18 protein-coding genes, 1 tRNA gene and 1 riboswitch are annotated in these 17,716 nt (G+C 35.4%); of the genes, 1 reads left to right on the top strand and 18 read right to left on the bottom strand.

Going from position 1 to position 17,716, the window contains the following annotated elements; all coding sequences use genetic code 11:
* Window positions 1-38 precede the first annotated feature (38 nt).
* From NKR20_RS12070 to NKR20_RS12145, 16 genes are all read right to left on the bottom strand, one after another.
* Window positions 39-611 carry a YdcF family protein gene (locus tag NKR20_RS12070; protein ID WP_121212788.1) on the bottom strand — a complete coding sequence of 191 codons (573 nt, stop codon included), beginning with the start codon at window positions 609-611 and terminating at the stop codon, window positions 39-41.
* A gap of 62 nt (window positions 612-673) precedes the next feature.
* On the bottom strand, window positions 674-2,266 hold the full coding sequence (locus NKR20_RS12075; protein WP_253426940.1) for a M20/M25/M40 family metallo-hydrolase: 1,593 nt from the start codon (window positions 2,264-2,266) through the stop codon (window positions 674-676).
* 744 nt (window positions 2,267-3,010) lie between these two features.
* Window positions 3,011-3,271, bottom strand: a complete 261-nt coding sequence (locus tag NKR20_RS12080; RefSeq protein ID WP_253426941.1) for a PepSY domain-containing protein — start codon at window positions 3,269-3,271, stop codon at window positions 3,011-3,013.
* A gap of 263 nt (window positions 3,272-3,534) precedes the next feature.
* A complete protein-coding gene (locus NKR20_RS12085; protein WP_253426942.1) occupies window positions 3,535-4,473 on the bottom strand; it encodes a DNA/RNA non-specific endonuclease in 939 nt (312 codons plus the stop codon).
* Window positions 4,474-5,078: 605 nt separating this feature from the next.
* Window positions 5,079-5,477 (bottom strand): hypothetical protein, encoded by a 399-nt coding sequence (locus NKR20_RS12090; protein WP_121212784.1) that lies wholly within the window; start codon window positions 5,475-5,477, stop codon window positions 5,079-5,081.
* Between the two features lie 272 nt (window positions 5,478-5,749).
* Window positions 5,750-5,823 (bottom strand) — tRNA-Arg (locus NKR20_RS12095).
* A gap of 113 nt (window positions 5,824-5,936) precedes the next feature.
* Window positions 5,937-6,446 (bottom strand): metallophosphoesterase, encoded by a 510-nt coding sequence (locus NKR20_RS12100; RefSeq protein ID WP_341943851.1) that lies wholly within the window; start codon window positions 6,444-6,446, stop codon window positions 5,937-5,939.
* A gap of 32 nt (window positions 6,447-6,478) precedes the next feature.
* Window positions 6,479-7,072 carry an XTP/dITP diphosphatase gene (locus NKR20_RS12105; protein WP_253426943.1) on the bottom strand — a complete coding sequence of 198 codons (594 nt, stop codon included), beginning with the start codon at window positions 7,070-7,072 and terminating at the stop codon, window positions 6,479-6,481.
* Window positions 7,073-7,831 (bottom strand): ribonuclease PH, encoded by a 759-nt coding sequence (gene rph, locus NKR20_RS12110; protein WP_253426944.1) that lies wholly within the window; start codon window positions 7,829-7,831, stop codon window positions 7,073-7,075. It abuts the gene before it with no gap.
* 165 nt (window positions 7,832-7,996) lie between these two features.
* Window positions 7,997-8,791, bottom strand: a complete 795-nt coding sequence (gene racE / locus NKR20_RS12115) for a glutamate racemase (protein ID WP_121212780.1) — start codon at window positions 8,789-8,791, stop codon at window positions 7,997-7,999.
* Between the two features lie 10 nt (window positions 8,792-8,801).
* A complete protein-coding gene (locus NKR20_RS12120) occupies window positions 8,802-9,251 on the bottom strand; it encodes a MarR family winged helix-turn-helix transcriptional regulator (RefSeq protein ID WP_121212779.1) in 450 nt (149 codons plus the stop codon).
* Window positions 9,252-9,378: 127 nt separating this feature from the next.
* Window positions 9,379-9,600: a helix-turn-helix domain-containing protein gene (locus NKR20_RS12125; protein WP_097072809.1), complete on the bottom strand. Its 222-nt coding sequence runs from the start codon at window positions 9,598-9,600 to the stop codon at window positions 9,379-9,381.
* A 72-nt stretch (window positions 9,601-9,672) separates the two neighbouring features.
* Window positions 9,673-10,119, bottom strand: coding sequence for an acyl-CoA thioesterase (locus tag NKR20_RS12130; protein WP_253426945.1), 447 nt, complete (start codon window positions 10,117-10,119; stop codon window positions 9,673-9,675).
* A 257-nt stretch (window positions 10,120-10,376) separates the two neighbouring features.
* Window positions 10,377-11,159 carry a succinate dehydrogenase iron-sulfur subunit gene (gene sdhB, locus NKR20_RS12135; protein WP_121212777.1) on the bottom strand — a complete coding sequence of 261 codons (783 nt, stop codon included), beginning with the start codon at window positions 11,157-11,159 and terminating at the stop codon, window positions 10,377-10,379.
* 17 nt (window positions 11,160-11,176) lie between these two features.
* The gene (gene sdhA, locus NKR20_RS12140; protein WP_121212776.1) at window positions 11,177-12,925 is read right to left on the bottom strand and encodes a succinate dehydrogenase flavoprotein subunit; all 1,749 of its coding nucleotides are present in this window, start codon (window positions 12,923-12,925) and stop codon (window positions 11,177-11,179) included.
* Between the two features lie 55 nt (window positions 12,926-12,980).
* Window positions 12,981-13,595, bottom strand: a complete 615-nt coding sequence (locus NKR20_RS12145; RefSeq protein ID WP_121212775.1) for a succinate dehydrogenase cytochrome b558 subunit — start codon at window positions 13,593-13,595, stop codon at window positions 12,981-12,983.
* A gap of 276 nt (window positions 13,596-13,871) precedes the next feature.
* Between NKR20_RS12145 and NKR20_RS12150 the strand changes: the two genes are divergently transcribed.
* Window positions 13,872-14,288, top strand: a complete 417-nt coding sequence (locus NKR20_RS12150) for a YslB family protein (protein ID WP_121212774.1) — start codon at window positions 13,872-13,874, stop codon at window positions 14,286-14,288.
* A gap of 68 nt (window positions 14,289-14,356) precedes the next feature.
* Here NKR20_RS12150 and NKR20_RS12155 read toward each other — a convergent pair whose 3' ends face one another.
* Window positions 14,357-15,580, bottom strand: coding sequence for an aspartate kinase (locus NKR20_RS12155; RefSeq protein WP_253426946.1), 1,224 nt, complete (start codon window positions 15,578-15,580; stop codon window positions 14,357-14,359).
* 110 nt (window positions 15,581-15,690) lie between these two features.
* Window positions 15,691-15,873: riboswitch (Lysine riboswitch) on the bottom strand.
* A 32-nt stretch (window positions 15,874-15,905) separates the two neighbouring features.
* Window positions 15,906-17,696, bottom strand: coding sequence for an excinuclease ABC subunit UvrC (gene uvrC, locus NKR20_RS12160; protein ID WP_121212772.1), 1,791 nt, complete (start codon window positions 17,694-17,696; stop codon window positions 15,906-15,908).
* Window positions 17,697-17,716 lie beyond the last annotated feature (20 nt).

The following is a 17,716-nucleotide window of genomic DNA, read 5'->3' on the forward strand; positions in this document are numbered from 1 at the left end:
TCTTCCTATTTCTAATTTAAAAGAAAGAGGAAGATTTTTTATTTACCCATTATATAAGTCTTTAATAATGCTAACCGTTCTCGAATATGAGATTTTACCGCAACACTTCGAGGCGTTTTTGCAGCTAATACATCCGCTTCTAAACCAACAACATTTGCTAAAAATTTCGCTCTTGCTAAATGGTAATCATTCGAAACAATCGTAATAGTTTTAACTCCTTCTGGTAAAAAGTCTTTTGAAAATAATAAGTTCTCATAAGTTGAAGTTGATTTTTCTTCCATTTGTATTCTTAATGGGTCAATTCCTGCATCGATTAAATATTGTGCCATTACAGATGCTTCTGTTGCTGGTTCATCGATTCCCTGTCCACCAGAAACAATTACTTGCACATGCTTATGATTTTGCAAATAATCAATCGCTACATCTAAACGATTTTTTAATGATAGCGAGGGATCCCCATTTGGCTTAATTTTTGCACCTAAAATTATTAAATAATCATTAGAACCATCTGCAACAGGTGTTTTGCCCTTCTCTATCTTTTCTCCCAGCCATGTGTAGCCACTTCCAATTAATAATAGAAATACAATTCCCCCACCAATCCAAAATTTCATACACTCACCTCTTACCTCTATTAAACGAATGATTAGAGGAAAGGGTTCTCACTTTTACTAATTTATTGATTCTCTACAAATCGCAATAACTGATTAATTAAATCTGGCATTTCATAAAATCCACTGTTAATTCTTAACCGCTCCGAAACCTGGTGTGCGTCCTTTCCATATGGACCTAAATTCATAACAGGAGCATTAAATTTTGCAATTTGTTCAAATGGGATATCATAAGTTCGATTCCACACAGGGGTATTTTCTTCATAGGCAATCCAACCATTATCATCCATTAGCTGACAATAACTTAAATCGCATATTCCATTAAAATAATGTACTTGTTGTAGTGGAATATTATATTGTTCTGATGCTTTTAATACTACATCAATGGCTTTTTTCACTAGTGGATGATCACTTGAATTCACTGCTGGATAAAATGGTGGTGCAAATAACACGACAACTGCTGGTGCTAACTCCTGACATTGAATCATTAATCTATCTGCAATAGCAAAGGATTGGTCACGCTCATCTAAATTCGGCAATGCCAATACCTCATGTATTAGTTGTTCAATATGTGGCTTCCCTAGTTTGTTTGTTGCGTAATCCAAAAGTTCACTATAACGAATTGTTCGAATTTTTCCTATAGGACTAATTTTCATATTTGCACAAACTTCATCATACCGCGCTTGACATTTTTGCATTGCCTTTTTTGTTACTTCTTCAAACATATCAAAAATTTCAGCCGCGCTTCTCTTCATTAAAAAGACATTGTACATCGCCACTGCTCGATACGGTGTTTGGGTAGAATATTGATCTTTTAAATCTTGTAATTTTAAGGCTACCGGAAGAGGGGTTGTTTCACCGTAAACTGTTTCGCAAAATGTATCGTTCCATTCCATTTCAATTTCCAAATAAGCGCTCATAAAAGGTGCACTTATCCCCTTCAACGGCTCACCTACATGGGTTTCCTTTCCGTAGAATAACGCTGCCGGCATTACTTTCCCAATTGAACCAGTATATAAATATTCATTTGTATCATATGGTCCTTGGGAAAAGGAAGGTTCGCTATTTAAGAATAGACTAATCTCCAAATTATAATTTTCAGTAACTTCTGCAATATGTTTTACAGCGACACGCATACCAGCTGAACTTACTTCTTCGTCTGGTACTGTAACTAATAATAAATTTAATGCCCACTCTTCTTCAATTGCACGTTCTAAAGCTTGCATATGAAGGGCAAGCCCCATTTTCATATCCATTACACCACGACCGAATAAGTAGTCACCGGATTCAAGATCCTTTTGTGCCTGCTCATTTAACATCCACTTTGCTTCATGAAAAGCTTGCGTAATCATTTCAGGTTCTGTGGCAAGCGGCATAAGCGCACCATATTCTTCAATTTGAACCGTATCAAAATGACTAATGAGCACCACGGTCTTTTTTGCGTTTGGATGCTTATATAACGCAGAAAGCACTTGTCTTCCACCTTCAACATCAACGGTTTGTAAAAAGTGTTGATTTGTATTGAAATACGGTAACAATTGAAATTTCGCAAATAACTTTTGTGTAAATTCCTGTTCGCCTTTAGTTAATGTTTGACTTTCCCAACGTACAAGTTCGTATAGTAATGATTTTAATTTTTCTGGAGTATCCCATTTCATCCTATCATCCTTTACTCGAAGATATTTTTTGAATACCCTAAACATCCCTAAACTATCATTTACCTAATAATAATAGTTTTAACTTTGCAAATAGTGGAATTCGTTTAATTTTACAGAACCCTAATAATGGATACAAATATTTGTGCTTTAAGAGCCAGATGTTTTCAATAAATTGGGATGACATTTAATGAGTTGTCTTATGATGGAATTCTCTTGGGAGCTCTTCTAACAAAAGATTAGCGAAAAATTTTCAAAGCCAAGTTACGAAATATCGTTCAAACCAACAACCTGAACTTAAACGCAAATACTTTGACAATTAGTGCCCATAATACTTTTGCGAGAGATTTACTTGAAGTAAAGATTATCAATGTTATTGAAGAAATTTTCTGTAAAACAAAAGGTAATTTGAAGAGGAAAAAACAGATTTGATTGAAGCAAGGATTGGAAACTTAATTGCGTTTTTAAATACGACTTAATCAAAAATATGTGAAAATTAAGATAATAATACCTACTTCTACATTATATTACAAATCAACTTCGATGTCCTATTAGAAATTTAATAAAAAACTTTTATTAATATATTATGTGGTTATAAATTACTGGATCGAAAATTATGTATATACTTAACAATACACTCCCTAGACGCAATCAACGTAAGTTGTATTTTGAATTAAAATAGGTGCTTATCTTTAGTAAAGTTAAGCACCCTTTTATTGAGGAAAGACTTTTTATTGAATATTTACCTTAATCAAAATCATACATATCATCATCATTTTCTTGCTCTACTTTAATAATTCGACCAGTTCTGGCATTGATTTTAACTTCATACATTTTATTTTGCATTGTTAAAACGTAAACTTCATATTTTAATACACCGTTATCCATATCTAGATCCACATGTACGATTTGTCCTGGCACTCTACTAAGAGCAATTTGCTGAGCTTGTTGTACAGAAATTCTTTGGTTATTCTGTAAATACATCGGATTTTGATATCCGTAATACATACTAAATTTACCTCCCCTAAGAAATTCAATCGACTCATATTATTCAAAAGATTGGGGGATGGTTACTTTTCTTAGGTTTTGGCATGATTAGGATTTTAATTTGAACTGTCATCTGAAAAAACCGACATTTGCTAGATTATAATAAAAATAAACATAGACAATTCTACAATACTTGCAGAATCATCTATGTTCTAGTGATTATTTAGAAACGATTTTTCTCTAAGAATTATAAAGATTTAATCATTCCTTAAATTTCTTGACGCTTACTCGCCTACCATACCGTCATGATCATTATCTCGCATGTATTGGTATAACCAGTGATCACTCGTAATTGGCATACTGAAACCAGCTGCTTTTGCCTCTTTAATCGTCACCTGTCCATCCCCGTTTGTATCAATAGTAGAAATATCACCTTTATTTTTTGAACTAGATGATTTAGAAGATTTATTACCAGTTAAACCAAGTGATTTGTTTACTTCATCAGGGTTCACATTATCAAATGTATCAACTACTTTTTTACCTTTTATCGTATATGTATATTTATAACTGGAAGGAATCTGCGTTTTCGTATTTGGATATGTAATAATCGCTTCGAAATTAGTGGCCCCACCAGCTTTACGAATCGCATCCTCCATATAAGCTTGATCACCATGTCGGTTGAGCGTACTGTCTTGAGGGGTAATATTATATGCATTTGATACCCCACCTAGTGAATCAGCAATAATATGCCCTTCATCTAAAACTGGGCTTTCAACACCAGGAACTTTTGCCTCGTCAGCATAATATCTTCCTGAAGACAAAACTGGTTCGTTACGATCATCCTGTAAAATAATTTCATCAGCAATAACACGTACTAGTTGTCCGTACTCATTGGTAAAAGCCCAATATTCACGGTCACCAAAACCAATATCAACGACAACATTTGGTTCACGATAACCAGACAAATCACCACCATCAACTTCAATCAGTTTATGACCTGAAAACAGTTCATCCTTTGATTGGGTTGAAGTCTCTTTTTCTACCGGTTCATCTACAACTGTAGTGACAATTTCATCGTTTTCATTATTATTACTTGTATTTACAGTGTTTTCTTCTTGCTGAACTGTTTCTTCATCAGTAATGGATACATCTTCTACGTTGGTACAACCAACCATAAAAATGCTCAACAATAGCAAGAATAAATAATTTAATTTCTTTTTCATTTAGGACTCTCCTATTTTTTCTTTTTCTAAAATTCTTGGATGGTTTACATAGTTGTTTGATTACTACGGAGATGTGTCCTTTAGTTGAATATCGTATAAGATAAAAATCCAAGCCCACAAACTCTAGAAATTCAAATCAAACTCTAAGTAAAAAACTGTTAGCAAAACCTATAAACCTCACTTATTATATCATGCCTGCCTCATTCCTCTTAAAAGTCAGAATTTACTCAAGCTTCTTAAAATCCCTTTTTGTTCCTATTACCTGTTATTAAATTACTTTTACCTTAACTAGAGGACAGGTTAAAATGAAATCCACTGTTTCTATTTGACTTTTTCATAGGAAGATGGATAATTAATAGAATATAAGAGAAATTTTAGTTGTAAAGGAGAATAATAATGTTTGATCAAGTAGCAGTAGGAATTTTACAAGCTCTTACAGTTGTAACAGTTGCAGTTATTGTTGTAGTAATGCCTCTTGTTGATACAATGGTACGCAAATAATTAGGACAAAATACAACACTGTAAATAAAAAGCCGGTTAAAGTTTACTCAATTGTAAATTTTAACTGGCTTTTTTATGAAAAACTGATATGTGTATATCTCACATTAATCATTTAATACATCAATATTATCAATTGGTTCCCCTGCATTAAACTTTTCACTGTAAACCATTCGAATAAATTTTATTCTTTCTTTTTCATTCAGTTTCTCTAACAATCTATGCCATTCTTCAAAAGCTTTTTCAGCAGTATTAAGTAGACCAGCCTCATGCATTGCTTCAGAAAGTGCTTCATCTTTAATATGATGTTTTGGGTTACTTTTAATTTTAATAGTCATATCCCTGAATACTAGTGTTGCACCTTTTCTAGCATATGCAATGTAGTTTGGTGAAATTTCCATCGCTTCTATAAGTGTTGGTGCATGTAGAATTTTATCCGGTTTATCGAAGGTACAAATCAAATGTTTACCATCTGGATGTACATATATGTATTGTTTTTCTTTCACAGTTTATACCACCTTTTTTAGAACAGCAGCTATTACTTTATTAAAATTAAAGTTATTGTTGAACCATAATCATTTGAGTATACTCCAGTACCATAACAATCCAATATCATATAGTTATTAACTGCCATTACTTAAGTATATAATTAATATTCAAAGAATCAATAAATCTGTCGCATTTCTTGAAATTAGAGCGATTTTCTAACGCGCTTTCTTTGGTGCAAAGAAAAAAAGAGAACTCTTGTTATACAAGAGTTCTCTTCGTAATATTAGTACGTCCCAGGAGGGATTCGAACCCCCGACCGTACGCTTAGAAGGCGTATGCTCTATCCAGCTGAGCTACTGAGACATTATCACTTAAGGAGTGATTTCCTTAAGGACAATATTTATTATAGCAGACCTAGATGAAATGTCAACAACTTAAATAAACATTTTAAGAAAAATTTTCTTTGTTTTTTTATTCTATTCTTCCAATTCAAACACCTTTGTAAATAACTCATTACCTTTATCTGTATACCCCGTTACGGTCCACTTTCCAGATTCAAAATCCACTACTACATAACTTTTATCAGCAATGCCTCGGGGTTTCAGTAAGCTTCCAGGGTTTACAAATAACACATTATCTACAAGTTCTGCACCTAATAGATGGGAGTGGCCAAAAAAGGCAACATCTGCACCCACTTCTTTTGATCGATATAATAAATTCATTGTAGTTGATTTTACATTTAATAAATGACCATGAGCGACAAAAATCGTTAAGCCACCGATTTCAAACACTTCTTCTTCTGGAAATCGTGTATCATGATCACAATTACCGCGCACTTTTTTTACATTTTCTAAATATGGGTGATCAAAGGGTAATTCGCTATCACCGCAATGTATGATTGCATCCACATTCTTATGTTGGTCGCGTACACGTTTAATTACTTCAGCATCTCCATGGGTATCACTCATGACTAAAAGTTTCAACACCCATCCCCCCTCTTACATATTACAGAAAGTGATTATTTCAGTAACGTAGGTAATTTATCCGCTAACTTACGAATTGCATTGCCTCGGTGTGAAATAGCCCCTTTTTCTTCAGGAGATAACTCTGCCATAGAGCGGTCTAGTTCTGGAACGAAGAAAATTGGATCATATCCAAAGCCATTAGTTCCTCTCTTCTCATGAAGAATTACCCCTTCACAAGTTCCAAATATAGTATATGTCTCGATTTCTGGACCAGCTATCGCTAAAGCACAACAGAAACGCGCAGTACGCTCTTTATCTTCAACGCCTTGCAATTTTTCAAGTACCTTTACTATATTCGCTTCATCGTCATGATCTCCTGCATAACGTGCTGAATAAACGCCTGGTTCGCCCCCTAATGCATCAATTGCTAATCCACTGTCATCTGCAATGACAAGTTTCCCAAGGGCATTAGCTAGCGTTTCAGCCTTTAGTATAGCATTTTCTTCAAATGTCGTACCAGTCTCTTCAATCTCCATATCTGGTGCGACATCAAACATCGTTACTACTTCATAACCTAGAGGAATAAACAATGCTTCAAAATCTTTTGCTTTCCCTTTGTTTTTTGTTGCGATAACCACTTGTTTCATTTAAGCTTCCTCCTTCATAGACCGTACAAGATTTGCTGCTTCTCCCAGTACTTCCTTTTGGATAGCAATTAGTTCTTGAATGCCCTTTTCCCCTAAGGATAGCAATGTGTTTAACTCATCGCGGGAAAATGTTGCTTCTTCTCCTGTACCTTGGATTTCTACAAAACGGCCATCCCCTGTCATGACAAGGTTCATATCAACCGCTGCAGCCACATCTTCTACATAGTTTAAATCGACAACTGGGCCTATTTCTTCAAGAATTCCAACACTTGTTGCAGCTAAAAAATCTACAATAGGAAACTTAGTAAAAGGTTTTACTTCATTGTATTTCACTAATGCTTGTGTTAATGCAACAAAGGCACCTGTAATCGATGCAGTACGTGTACCACCATCTGCTTGAATTACGTCACAATCAATCCAAACAGTTTTCTCTCCTAATGATTCTAAATCCACGATTGCACGTAATGCTCGTCCAATTAAACGTTGAATTTCCATAGTACGACCATTTATTTTACCTCGTGAAGCATCGCGTTGAGTGCGTTCTGCTGTTGCTCTAGGTAACATTGAATACTCTGCTGTAATCCAGCCTTTTCCTTGACCTCGTAAAAAGCCTGGAACTCTATCTTCAATTGTCGCTGTACAAATTACTTTTGTATTCCCTACTTGAATTAATACAGAACCTTCTGGATGCATTAAATAGTTTGTCTCCATTTGTACTGGTCTTAATTGTTCTATAGCTCGTCCATCATGTCTTGTCATAAAAGTCCTCCTTGTTACTCGCGTCAATCTTATCACAAAATATTTTTCCGTACCACGCTCATACGATAGGTATCTTTGAATTTGCTAAAATTTCCTATATTACTGTGCTAGTACGCAAAAGTAAAACAGGTATTCAAACGACTGCCTTGTTTGAATACCTGCACATTATAGTTTTATACGTCGAATATCCAAATCATTTATTGATAGCCAGTTTTCAGCAATTGTTCGAAAAATAGGAACGGAACCAGTTGCATAAAAAATGTGATGTGGTTCTTCACTACTTGTGTTTAACTTTTGCTCATAGGCTAGTAGCTCTTTCACTTCTTTTGCTGTTTCCTCTGCAGAAGATAGTACAAATACATCAGATCCTACTACTTTCTCAATATGATGTTGGATAATTGGATAATGTGTACAACCTAAAATAACTGTATCAAACTTTTTGTTCTTGAGCGGTTTTAATCCTTTTGCTACAAGGTCGAATGCAAATTGTCCCTCATATTCTCCACTCTCCACTAATGGAACGAATGTTGGACATGCAAGAGGAATTATTTTCGCCTTCGTACTTAAAGAAAGCAGCGCATTTTCATATGCTCCACTTTTAATTGTTCCTTCTGTTGCAAGAACAACTATTTCGTTTTTCTTTGTTTTTTTCTCTGCAGCACGTGCACCAGCATTAATTACACCGATAACGGGAATCGACAAGTGTTTTTGTAAACTTTCTAATGCTACTGCCGTTGCTGTATTACATGCGATGACTAACATTTTAATGTTCATTTTCACTAATGCATTCGCCATTTGCCATGTAAATTTTAATACTTCATGTCGATTTCTAGGCCCATACGGACACCTTGCAGTATCACCTATATAATAAATTGTTTCATTAGGTAAAACATTTATTATTTGTTTAGCGACTGTTAAACCGCCAACACCTGAATCAATAACGCCTATCGGGGCATTCACTAAAACCGCCTCAATCCTCTTCCATTTGTAAATGTAGTTTGTGTAATAATTTTGATAATGTTTCTACTTCTTCTTTATCAAAATCCACTAATAATTCGTGGAGGTAATTTTGTCGTTTTTTAATTACTTCCTCAATTATTCGTTCGCCTTCTTTTAACAAATGAATGTGTACAACACGACGGTCTTGTTCATCCCGAATACGCACAACTAATTCATTTTTTTCCATACGATCAACCAAGTCGGTTGTCGTACTGAAAGCTAAATACATTTTATTCGATAATTCCCCAATTGTCATATCGCCCGATTCGTGTAACCATTGAAGCGCAATAAACTGTGGAGGAGTAATCGTAAAATCACTTAAAATTTCTCTTCCTTTTTGTTTTATCAAATGAGATGTATAACGAAGTTCTTTTTCTAAAAAAGCTACTGTATCTTTGCTATGCTTTTCAATATCACTCATTTAGTGCATCCACTCCTCAAGAATCAATCCTTGTATAGCATCATCCGAATTATAGTTCATAACAGACTTCTGCTTTTTGGTGTCAATTCTATTTTGAAGTGTTTTTTATGAAATAGCAAGCATCCATTCAATGTAGCGATAATTCATCTAGCCTTAACAATTCAATTAAGGCTTGTGATCTGCTGGATACGCCCAGTTTTTGAATCGTGTTTGAAATATGATTACGCACCGTTTTTTCGCTTATGCCCAACTTTTGCGAAATATCCTTTGTGGAATAATCTAGTATTAATAACTGGAATATTTCCCGCTCCCTTTTCGTCAAAAGTGAACGATGCTGCGGGCTATTCATAAGGCAACACCCTCCTATCTCCTCTTCTATGTAAAGTATGTCAAGAGATGAAAGGCTGTGAGGGCATTTTCACTATTTCCCATGCAATATCTGTTTTTCTTTTTCATTCCATGGTGTTGCTTTACCGGTATTTTTATCAATCTGTACTATTGTACCCCTACCAGTAAAACAGATTTCGTCATTTTCATTTTTAGCTAAATAGTGAAGATCGATTGAGGTAGTTCCAATATGAGCCGCCTTTACATAGATTCGAAGAGTTTCATCGAAGTACACTTGTTTTAAATAATCACATTGTAAGTTAGCCACAACTGGAATTTTTGTTATTTGTTCTGTCGTCCAATTCGTCATGAAACCAAGATGTTTTAAATATTCAATACGGGCAAATTCAAAGTATGCAAATGGCACCGTATTGTTCAAATGTCCAAACATATCAGTTTCAGAAAATCTAACTTTTACTTCAGTAAAAAATTCAAATTCTTCTTCCCATGTTTTCAGATCGTGAATATAATTTGCTCTCATGCTAAAACCCCTTCCAATAATCACCTTAATCCCCATTAAAAATGAATAATGGTTCATTGTATTATATCAGAAGTTTTATAGTTTTCGAAAGCAAATACAATGTGATCCATCTTTTTGAGACATCTTTTTATTGAATGGTGTTAATTCCTTTGTGACTTCTATCTATATTATGCAAGCAATAAAAAAAGGTATCTAAATGTCACATTAAATGACTTAGATACCCTTAAAAGTTTGAATCACTATATTATATCAATATATTAGTCAACCATATGATCTGAACCGAAGAAGTTACGGAACATTTGTACAGTTGTAGAACGGTTAAGTGATGCAATTGAAGTAGTTAATGGAATACCTTTTGGACATGCAGCAACACAGTTTTGAGAGTTACCACAGTTTGCAAGGCCACCATCACCCATAATTGCTTCTAAACGCTCGTCCTTATTCATAGCACCAGTTGGGTGTGTGTTGAATAGACGTACTTGTGATAATGGTGCAGGTCCGATAAATGAAGATTTTTCAGATACGTTTGGACAAGCTTCCATACATACACCACAAGTCATACATTTAGATAATTCATAAGCCCATTGACGTTTACGTTCTGGTAAACGTGGACCTTCGCCTAAATCATAACTTCCATCGATAGGAACCCATGCTTTAACTTTTTTAAGTGCGTTAAACATACGGCTACGGTCAACTTGTAAGTCACGAACCACTGGGAAAGTTCTCATAGGTTCAAGACGGATTGGTTGTTCTAATTGATCGATTAATGTAGAACATGATTGACGTGGACGACCATTAATTACCATTGAACAAGCTCCACATACTTCTTCAAGACAGTTACTGTCCCAAGTTACAGGGGAAGTTTTTTGTCCCTCAGCTGTAACAGGATTTTGTTGAATATACATTAAAGCTGAGATAACGTTCATACCAGGACGGTACGGTACTTCGAATTTTTCCCAACGTGTAGATCCATTTGGATTGTCTTGACGTTGGATTTCGAGTTTAACCGTTCTGCCAGTAGTTTCTACGGCTGTTGTCATGATTAATGACCTCCTTATTAGTTTGAAGAGTAGTCACGTTTACGTGGAGGAATAAGTGAAACGTCTACTTCTTGATAGCTAATTTCTGGTTCTCCTGTTTTAGGATTGAATTTAGCCATAGTTGTTTTTAAGAAGTTTTCATCGTCACGCTCAGGGAAGTCTGGTTTATAGTGAGCTCCACGAGATTCGTTACGTAAAAGTGCCCCTTTAGTAATAACACGTGCTAGGTATAACATATTTTTCAACTGACGAGTAAAGTGAGCACCTTGGTTACTCCATTTTTGCGTATCGTTGATATTAATGTTTTCCCAACGTTGTAACATTTCAGTAAGTTTGTTGTAAGTAGCTTCTAGACGATCGTTATAACGTACAACTGTTACGTTATCTGTCATTAACTCACCAAGTTCTTTATGCAGTAAGTATGCGTTTTCAGTTCCATCCATTTTAAGGATAGCATCCCATTTCGCTTGCTCTTCTTTAACGCGAGCATCGTATAGAGATTGTGGAAGATCTTCAGCGTGTTTCTTTAAGCCTTTTACATATTTAACTGCGTTTGGTCCAGCTACGCTACCACCGTAGATTGCAGATAATAATGAGTTAGCTCCAAGACGGTTTGCACCATGTTGTGAGTAATCACATTCACCAGCTGCAAATAGACCAGGAATTTCAGTCATTTGATCATAATCTACCCATAAACCACCCATAGAGTAGTGAACTGCTGGGAAGATTTTCATTGGTAATTTACGTGGGTCATCACCTACGAATTTTTCATAGATTTCGATGATACCACCTAGTTTAATATCTAATTCATGTGGATCTTTATGAGAAAGGTCAAGATATACTACGTTTTCACCGTTAACACCTAATTTTTGGTTTACACAAACATCAAAAATTTCACGTGTTGCGATGTCACGAGGTACTAAGTTACCGTAAGCTGGGTATTTTTCTTCTAAGAAGTACCAAGGCTTGCCGTCTTTATAAGTCCAAACTCGTCCACCTTCACCACGAGCAGATTCTGACATTAGACGGTTTTTGTCGTCCCCAGGAATCGCTGTTGGGTGAATTTGAATCATTTCACCGTTTGCATATGAAGCACCTTGTTGGTAAACAATTGATGCTGCAGAACCAGTATTAATAATTGAGTTTGTAGATTTACCGAAGATAATACCAGGACCACCAGTTGCCATAATAACAGCATCAGAACGGAATGCTTGGATTTCTTCAGTTTGCATGTTTTGAGCAACGATACCACGGCAGTGACCTTCGTCGTCTAATACAACTCCAAGGAACTCCCAGTGTTCGTATTTCGTAACTAAACCATCAACTTCATAACGACGAACTTGCTCATCAAGTGCGTATAATAATTGTTGACCAGTTGTTGCACCAGAGAATGCTGTACGGTGCATTAATGTACCACCGAAACGACGGAAGTCAATTAAACCTTCTGGAGTACGGTTGAACATAACTCCCATACGGTCGAATAAATGAATGATACCAGGAGCAGCATCACACATTGCTTTTACTGGTGGTTGGTTCGCTAAGAAGTCCCCACCATAAACTGTATCATCAAAGTGGATCCATGGAGAATCCCCTTCACCTTTTGTATTTACTGCACCATTAATACCGCCTTGCGCACAAACAGAGTGTGAACGTTTAACGGGTACTAATGAGAATAATTCAACTTCAGTGCCTTCTTCAGCAGCTTTCATCGTAGCCATTAAGCCGGCTAAACCGCCACCTACGACGATGATTTTGCTTTTCGCCATGATTATTCCTCACTCCTCATTTTTGCTAAGAACTATCTGATGTTCTATTTTGTAATTACACGAATGCTAAAATTGCAGCAACCCCAACGATACTTAATAGTACGAAGAATACCATTGTAACATATGAAGCCACTTTTTGAGATTTCGGTGATTGAGTAATACCCCAGCTTACTAAGAATGCCCAAATACCGTTAGATAAGTGGAAAGTAGCTGATACAATACCCACGATGTAGAATGCTAACATCCATGGATTAGCAACGATTTCTTCCATCATACTGAATTCAACTTCAGCACCTAGCGCTTTTTGAACACGAGTTTGGAAAATGTGCCAAGCGATGAAAATAACAAGGAATACTCCTGTGAAACGTTGAATTGCGAACATCCAGTTACGGAATGTACCGAAGCGTTTCACGTTGTGTGTGGCAGTAAAGGCAATAAAGATACCATACAGACCATGGAATAAAATTGGTATGTAGATTACTACCCATTCAACAATTAACAATAGCCAGTGTGGAATTAAGTCCATCATTCCTGTAGCATTGTTGTAGTTTTCTTCACCACCCGTAGCAGTGAAGTTCAGCGATAAGTGGAACACTAAGAACAGACCTACAGGAATAATACCTAGTAGTGAATGTAAGCGTCGCCAGTAGAACTCTCGATTTTTCGACAAGACTGTTACCCCCCTTAGTACTTTAAATACAGTAGCCAATATAACGTCACTATTTTGTAAACGTTCAATCATTGACTGTGTATTTCATCATGGTACAATATTATGACATGTCCATTGTACTCTCAGAAACCAACACCGTCAAGGTTACTTGGAATTTTTTAATCGACCGAAAATGGAATATTTTTTCTAAGACAAGCCATAAATATTCTGAAAAAAACTTACTTTTCCTAAAATACCCTAAAAAAATAATTAAATTCATGAAAGAAGGAATTTTAGATGACATCAATTCACGATAAAACAGTTCCTGCATTTGGTTACGAAATTATTAGAGATTACATACTTCCTACTATTTTGGGAAAACATGAAAAGGATGTTCTCTACTGGGCTGGAAAAGATTTAGCACGTAAATTTCCATGTACTGATCTTCAACTCATTACCTCATTCTTTCAGGATGCAGGATGGGGTACTCTCTTAGTTGAAAAGGAAGAAAAAGATGGTTATATCCTCACTTTGTCAAATGAAGCAGATTTGTTTAACTTAGAAAATCGAACATTCCGACTAGAAGCAGGTTTTATTGCTGAACAGATACAATCAATTCAAGGCTGTATTACGGAATGCTATGATGAAAAAAGAGAAAAACAAAATCAAATTGTATTTACAGTAAAATGGGACAACAAGGAAAAAATAGGTTAAGAATAAATTTCTTCCATATTAATATAGAAGAAAAGGTGTTTTCGAAAATCGAAAACACCTTTTTATTTCTACTTTACAATTTCCTCTATTAAATTAAATTCATCGTGTAAAGCATTTGCTGCTTTAACCATATCATCTTGTGGTACGACAACTGATACTTTTATTTCTGATGTACTTACCATTTTTACTAGAATATTTTCCTTACGTAATCGATCAAACATACGAGCAGCTACTCCAGGATTTGAAACCATGCCTGCCCCAACGATTGAGACTTTTGATAACCCAACTTCAAAATCCGCAAAGCTAAATCCTAATTCCGGTTTATTTTTTTCAAGTACTTTAATTGCTTCAGCAAAATCCTCTTTATCTATAGAGAAGGAAACAGTCGGTTTTACTCCATCTATTACTGCTTGTACAATAATGTCGACATCGATATTGTTATTGGCTAGAGTTGAAAAAATATTTGCTAACGAAGAATTTTCATACGAATCGTATCCTACCGTTAAACGAATAATTTCTGCCTCATATGCAACGCCTCTAACAACTAGGTTTTTTTCCATGTCAACCTCTCCTTTAATCAATGTTCCTTGAGCTTCCGTACTTGAACGAACTACTAATGGTATTTCATAAATTTTTGCTAATTCAACTGCTCTTGGATGTACAGTTTGAGAACCTAAATGTGCTAATTCTAACATTTCATCATAAGTGATTTGTTTTAACCTTCTTGCACCTTTTACAACTGCTGGATCTGCTGTATAAATTCCATCTTGAGCAGTAAAGATTTCAATATGCTCAGCCTTTAGCGCAACTCCAATCGCTACTGCAGTTGTATCTGCCCCGCCATCACCAAGTGTTAAGATATTATTCCTGTTATCAACACCTTGTGAGCCTGCAACAATAACGATTTCTCCTTTTTTGAGGCGGTCAATAATTCGTTCACCATTGATATTGTTTATTAGAACACTATCATTGTTTTCAATTGTTTCAATCCCCGCTTGCCATCCTGTTAATGAAATAGCTTTAAATCCTTTTTTCTGTATTGCGATTGCTAAAAGGCTACTAGCAATTTGTGCGTTGGTCGATTCAATTACATGCAACTCTCGTTTTGATGGTTTGTCTGATAGGAGATTTACAATTTGATAATTTTTATCTTCCAATAACTCCATATTTGGAACGACCACAATTACATTGCGTCCTCTTTTCTTTTCATCAATAATTCGTTTTGCGATTTGTTCTATTTTTTCAGTTGATGATAGTGAGGTGCTATCAATTTTTATTACGATGCTAACCATTTGTACCCTCTCCTTTATACGAAGAACTTAATTGGTTTTCTATAAAAAAGGGCAACCTCTCACTTATCGTGAAAAGCTGCCCCACCATACATAATGCAAGAAAGTATATGAACTGAGATAGCCCTCCAGAATCATTTTTAGATTCTGACAGTCTTACATTTATTCAATGCAAAACCAGCAAGTAAACCGAACAATTTGTTCACCGCTTCGGCAAGTTACCCTTTCGCAAGTCTTCATTGGAATTGTTCATCCTTCAACAAGTTACTATTGAACCTTGCACCTCTACCATTCTATTAAATTTTCTTGTGCTTACAATATCATACAATTATTCCTTTGGCAATGTATCTTTATGGAAATATTGGTATATTGCATTGGCAGTTTTACTAGGTATGTTTGCTTCCATTAATTGTTCCACAGTAGATTCTTTTATTTTTTTGATTGATCCAAAATGTTTTAATAATTGTTGCTTTCGTTTTGGTCCTATTCCTTCAATTTGATCTAAGACTGATTGTATTGCATTCGTTTGATGTTGTTGACGTAAAAACGTAATTGCAAAACGGTGTACTTCATCCTGAATTCTTTGGAGTAAGTAGAAGCCATCGCTTGTTCGTTTCATTTCAATTGGAACAGGTGGATCACCGAATAGTAGCTGGGAGGTGTTATGTTTTTCATCCTTTGCCAAACCAGCAATCGGTATGTAAAGTCCGAGTTCATCCTCCACTACTTCTCTAGCAACTTCCATTTGCCCTTTTCCACCATCGATGATGATTAAATCTGGTAAAGGTAAATTTTCTTTTAAAACTCTCGTGTATCTACGGCGAATTACTTCCTGCATTGCACCATAATCATCGTGTTTTGCCGCTTCTCGAAGTTTATATTTTCGGTATTCCTTTTTAGCAGGTTTTCCGTCTATAAATACAACCATTGCGGATACTGCATCGGCTCCATGCATGTGACTATTATCAAAGGCTTCAATTCTAAGTGGTGGTGCAATATTCATGGCTAAACCTAATTCCTCACATGCGCCTACAGTACGTTCTTCTTGTCGTTCAATTAGCTGAAATTTTTCATGTAAAGCAATTTGTGCGTTTTTCATCGCCAAGTCCACTAATTCCTTTTTCTGTCCCCTTTTAGGAATGATTACTTTAACATCTAACAATTTTTCTAAAATAGTTTCATCGATATTGCTTGGAATAAAAATTTCTTTTGGTTTTATATGTTCAGGTATGTCGTAAAAACGACCGATAAATGTTAGGAATTCTTCTTCTGGATCTTGATGTATTGGAAAAATTGACACATCTCTTTCAATTAGTTTACCTTGTCGTACAAAAAATACTTGTACACACATCCATCCTTTTTCAACGGCATAGCCGAAAACATCTCGATTGGATAAATCTTTAGAGACAATCTTTTGCTTTTGCATAATCGTTTCGATATGAGCAATTTGATCTCGGTATTCTTTTGCTCGTTCGAATTCCAGATTTTCTGCTGCATCTAGCATTTTCTTTTGCAGATTGTCTTTAACTTCTTCATAGCCACCACTTAAAAATTTAGAAATTTCTTCAATCATTTCCTCATAAACAATTGGCTCTATTTCCTTTACACAAGGAGCTAAACATTGTCCGAGATGATAATATAAACATACTCGATCAGGTAGTTTTGAACATTTTCGGAGAGGATAAATTCGGTCTAACAATTTTCTTGTTTCATTGGCAGCGAATGCATTTGGATATGGCCCAAAATATTTTGCTTTGTCTTTTTTAACTTTTCGAGTTGTTAGTATGCGCGGATATTTTTCATTTGTAATCTTTATATAAGGATAAGTTTTATCGTCTTTTAGCATAATATTGTATTTTGGATCATGCAGTTTAATTAAGTTTAGCTCCAACATTAGTGCTTCTAAATTACTAGATGTGACGATATATTCAAAGTCCTCGATTTCACTAACTAAGCGTTGGGTCTTTCCATCATGCGTACCGGTAAAGTAAGAACGAACACGATTTTTTAAGACTTTCGCTTTTCCAACATAAATAATTGTTCCTTGACGATCTTTCATTAAATAACAACCAGGTTCATCCGGTAAGATTGCCAATTTATATTGAATGTTTTCATTCATACTTATCACCTTTAATTTTT

It is taken from the genome of Ureibacillus endophyticus, assembly GCF_024159215.1.
GTDB lineage: Bacteria > Bacillota > Bacilli > Bacillales_A > Planococcaceae > Ureibacillus > Ureibacillus endophyticus.

Bases quoted from the DNA above. Each gene is read 5' to 3' on its own strand.
- NKR20_RS12070 (WP_121212788.1), bottom strand. From the start codon at position 611: ATGAAATTTTGGATTGGTGGGGGAATTGTATTTCTATTATTAATTGGA.
- NKR20_RS12075 (WP_253426940.1), bottom strand. From the start codon at position 2,266: ATGAAATGGGATACTCCAGAAAAATTAAAATCATTACTATACGAACTT.
- NKR20_RS12080 (WP_253426941.1), bottom strand. From the start codon at position 3,271: ATGTATTACGGATATCAAAATCCGATGTATTTACAGAATAACCAAAGA.
- NKR20_RS12085 (WP_253426942.1), bottom strand. From the start codon at position 4,473: ATGAAAAAGAAATTAAATTATTTATTCTTGCTATTGTTGAGCATTTTT.
- NKR20_RS12105 (WP_253426943.1), bottom strand. From the start codon at position 7,072: ATGAAACAAGTGGTTATCGCAACAAAAAACAAAGGGAAAGCAAAAGAT.
- rph (WP_253426944.1), bottom strand. From the start codon at position 7,831: ATGACAAGACATGATGGACGAGCTATAGAACAATTAAGACCAGTACAA.
- NKR20_RS12120 (WP_121212779.1), bottom strand. From the start codon at position 9,251: ATGAGTGATATTGAAAAGCATAGCAAAGATACAGTAGCTTTTTTAGAA.
- NKR20_RS12125 (WP_097072809.1), bottom strand. From the start codon at position 9,600: ATGAATAGCCCGCAGCATCGTTCACTTTTGACGAAAAGGGAGCGGGAA.
- NKR20_RS12130 (WP_253426945.1), bottom strand. From the start codon at position 10,119: ATGAGAGCAAATTATATTCACGATCTGAAAACATGGGAAGAAGAATTT.
- sdhB (WP_121212777.1), bottom strand. From the start codon at position 11,159: ATGACAACAGCCGTAGAAACTACTGGCAGAACGGTTAAACTCGAAATC.
- sdhA (WP_121212776.1), bottom strand. From the start codon at position 12,925: ATGGCGAAAAGCAAAATCATCGTCGTAGGTGGCGGTTTAGCCGGCTTA.
- NKR20_RS12150 (WP_121212774.1), top strand. From the start codon at position 13,872: ATGACATCAATTCACGATAAAACAGTTCCTGCATTTGGTTACGAAATT.
- NKR20_RS12155 (WP_253426946.1), bottom strand. From the start codon at position 15,580: ATGGTTAGCATCGTAATAAAAATTGATAGCACCTCACTATCATCAACT.
- uvrC (WP_121212772.1), bottom strand. From the start codon at position 17,696: ATGAATGAAAACATTCAATATAAATTGGCAATCTTACCGGATGAACCT.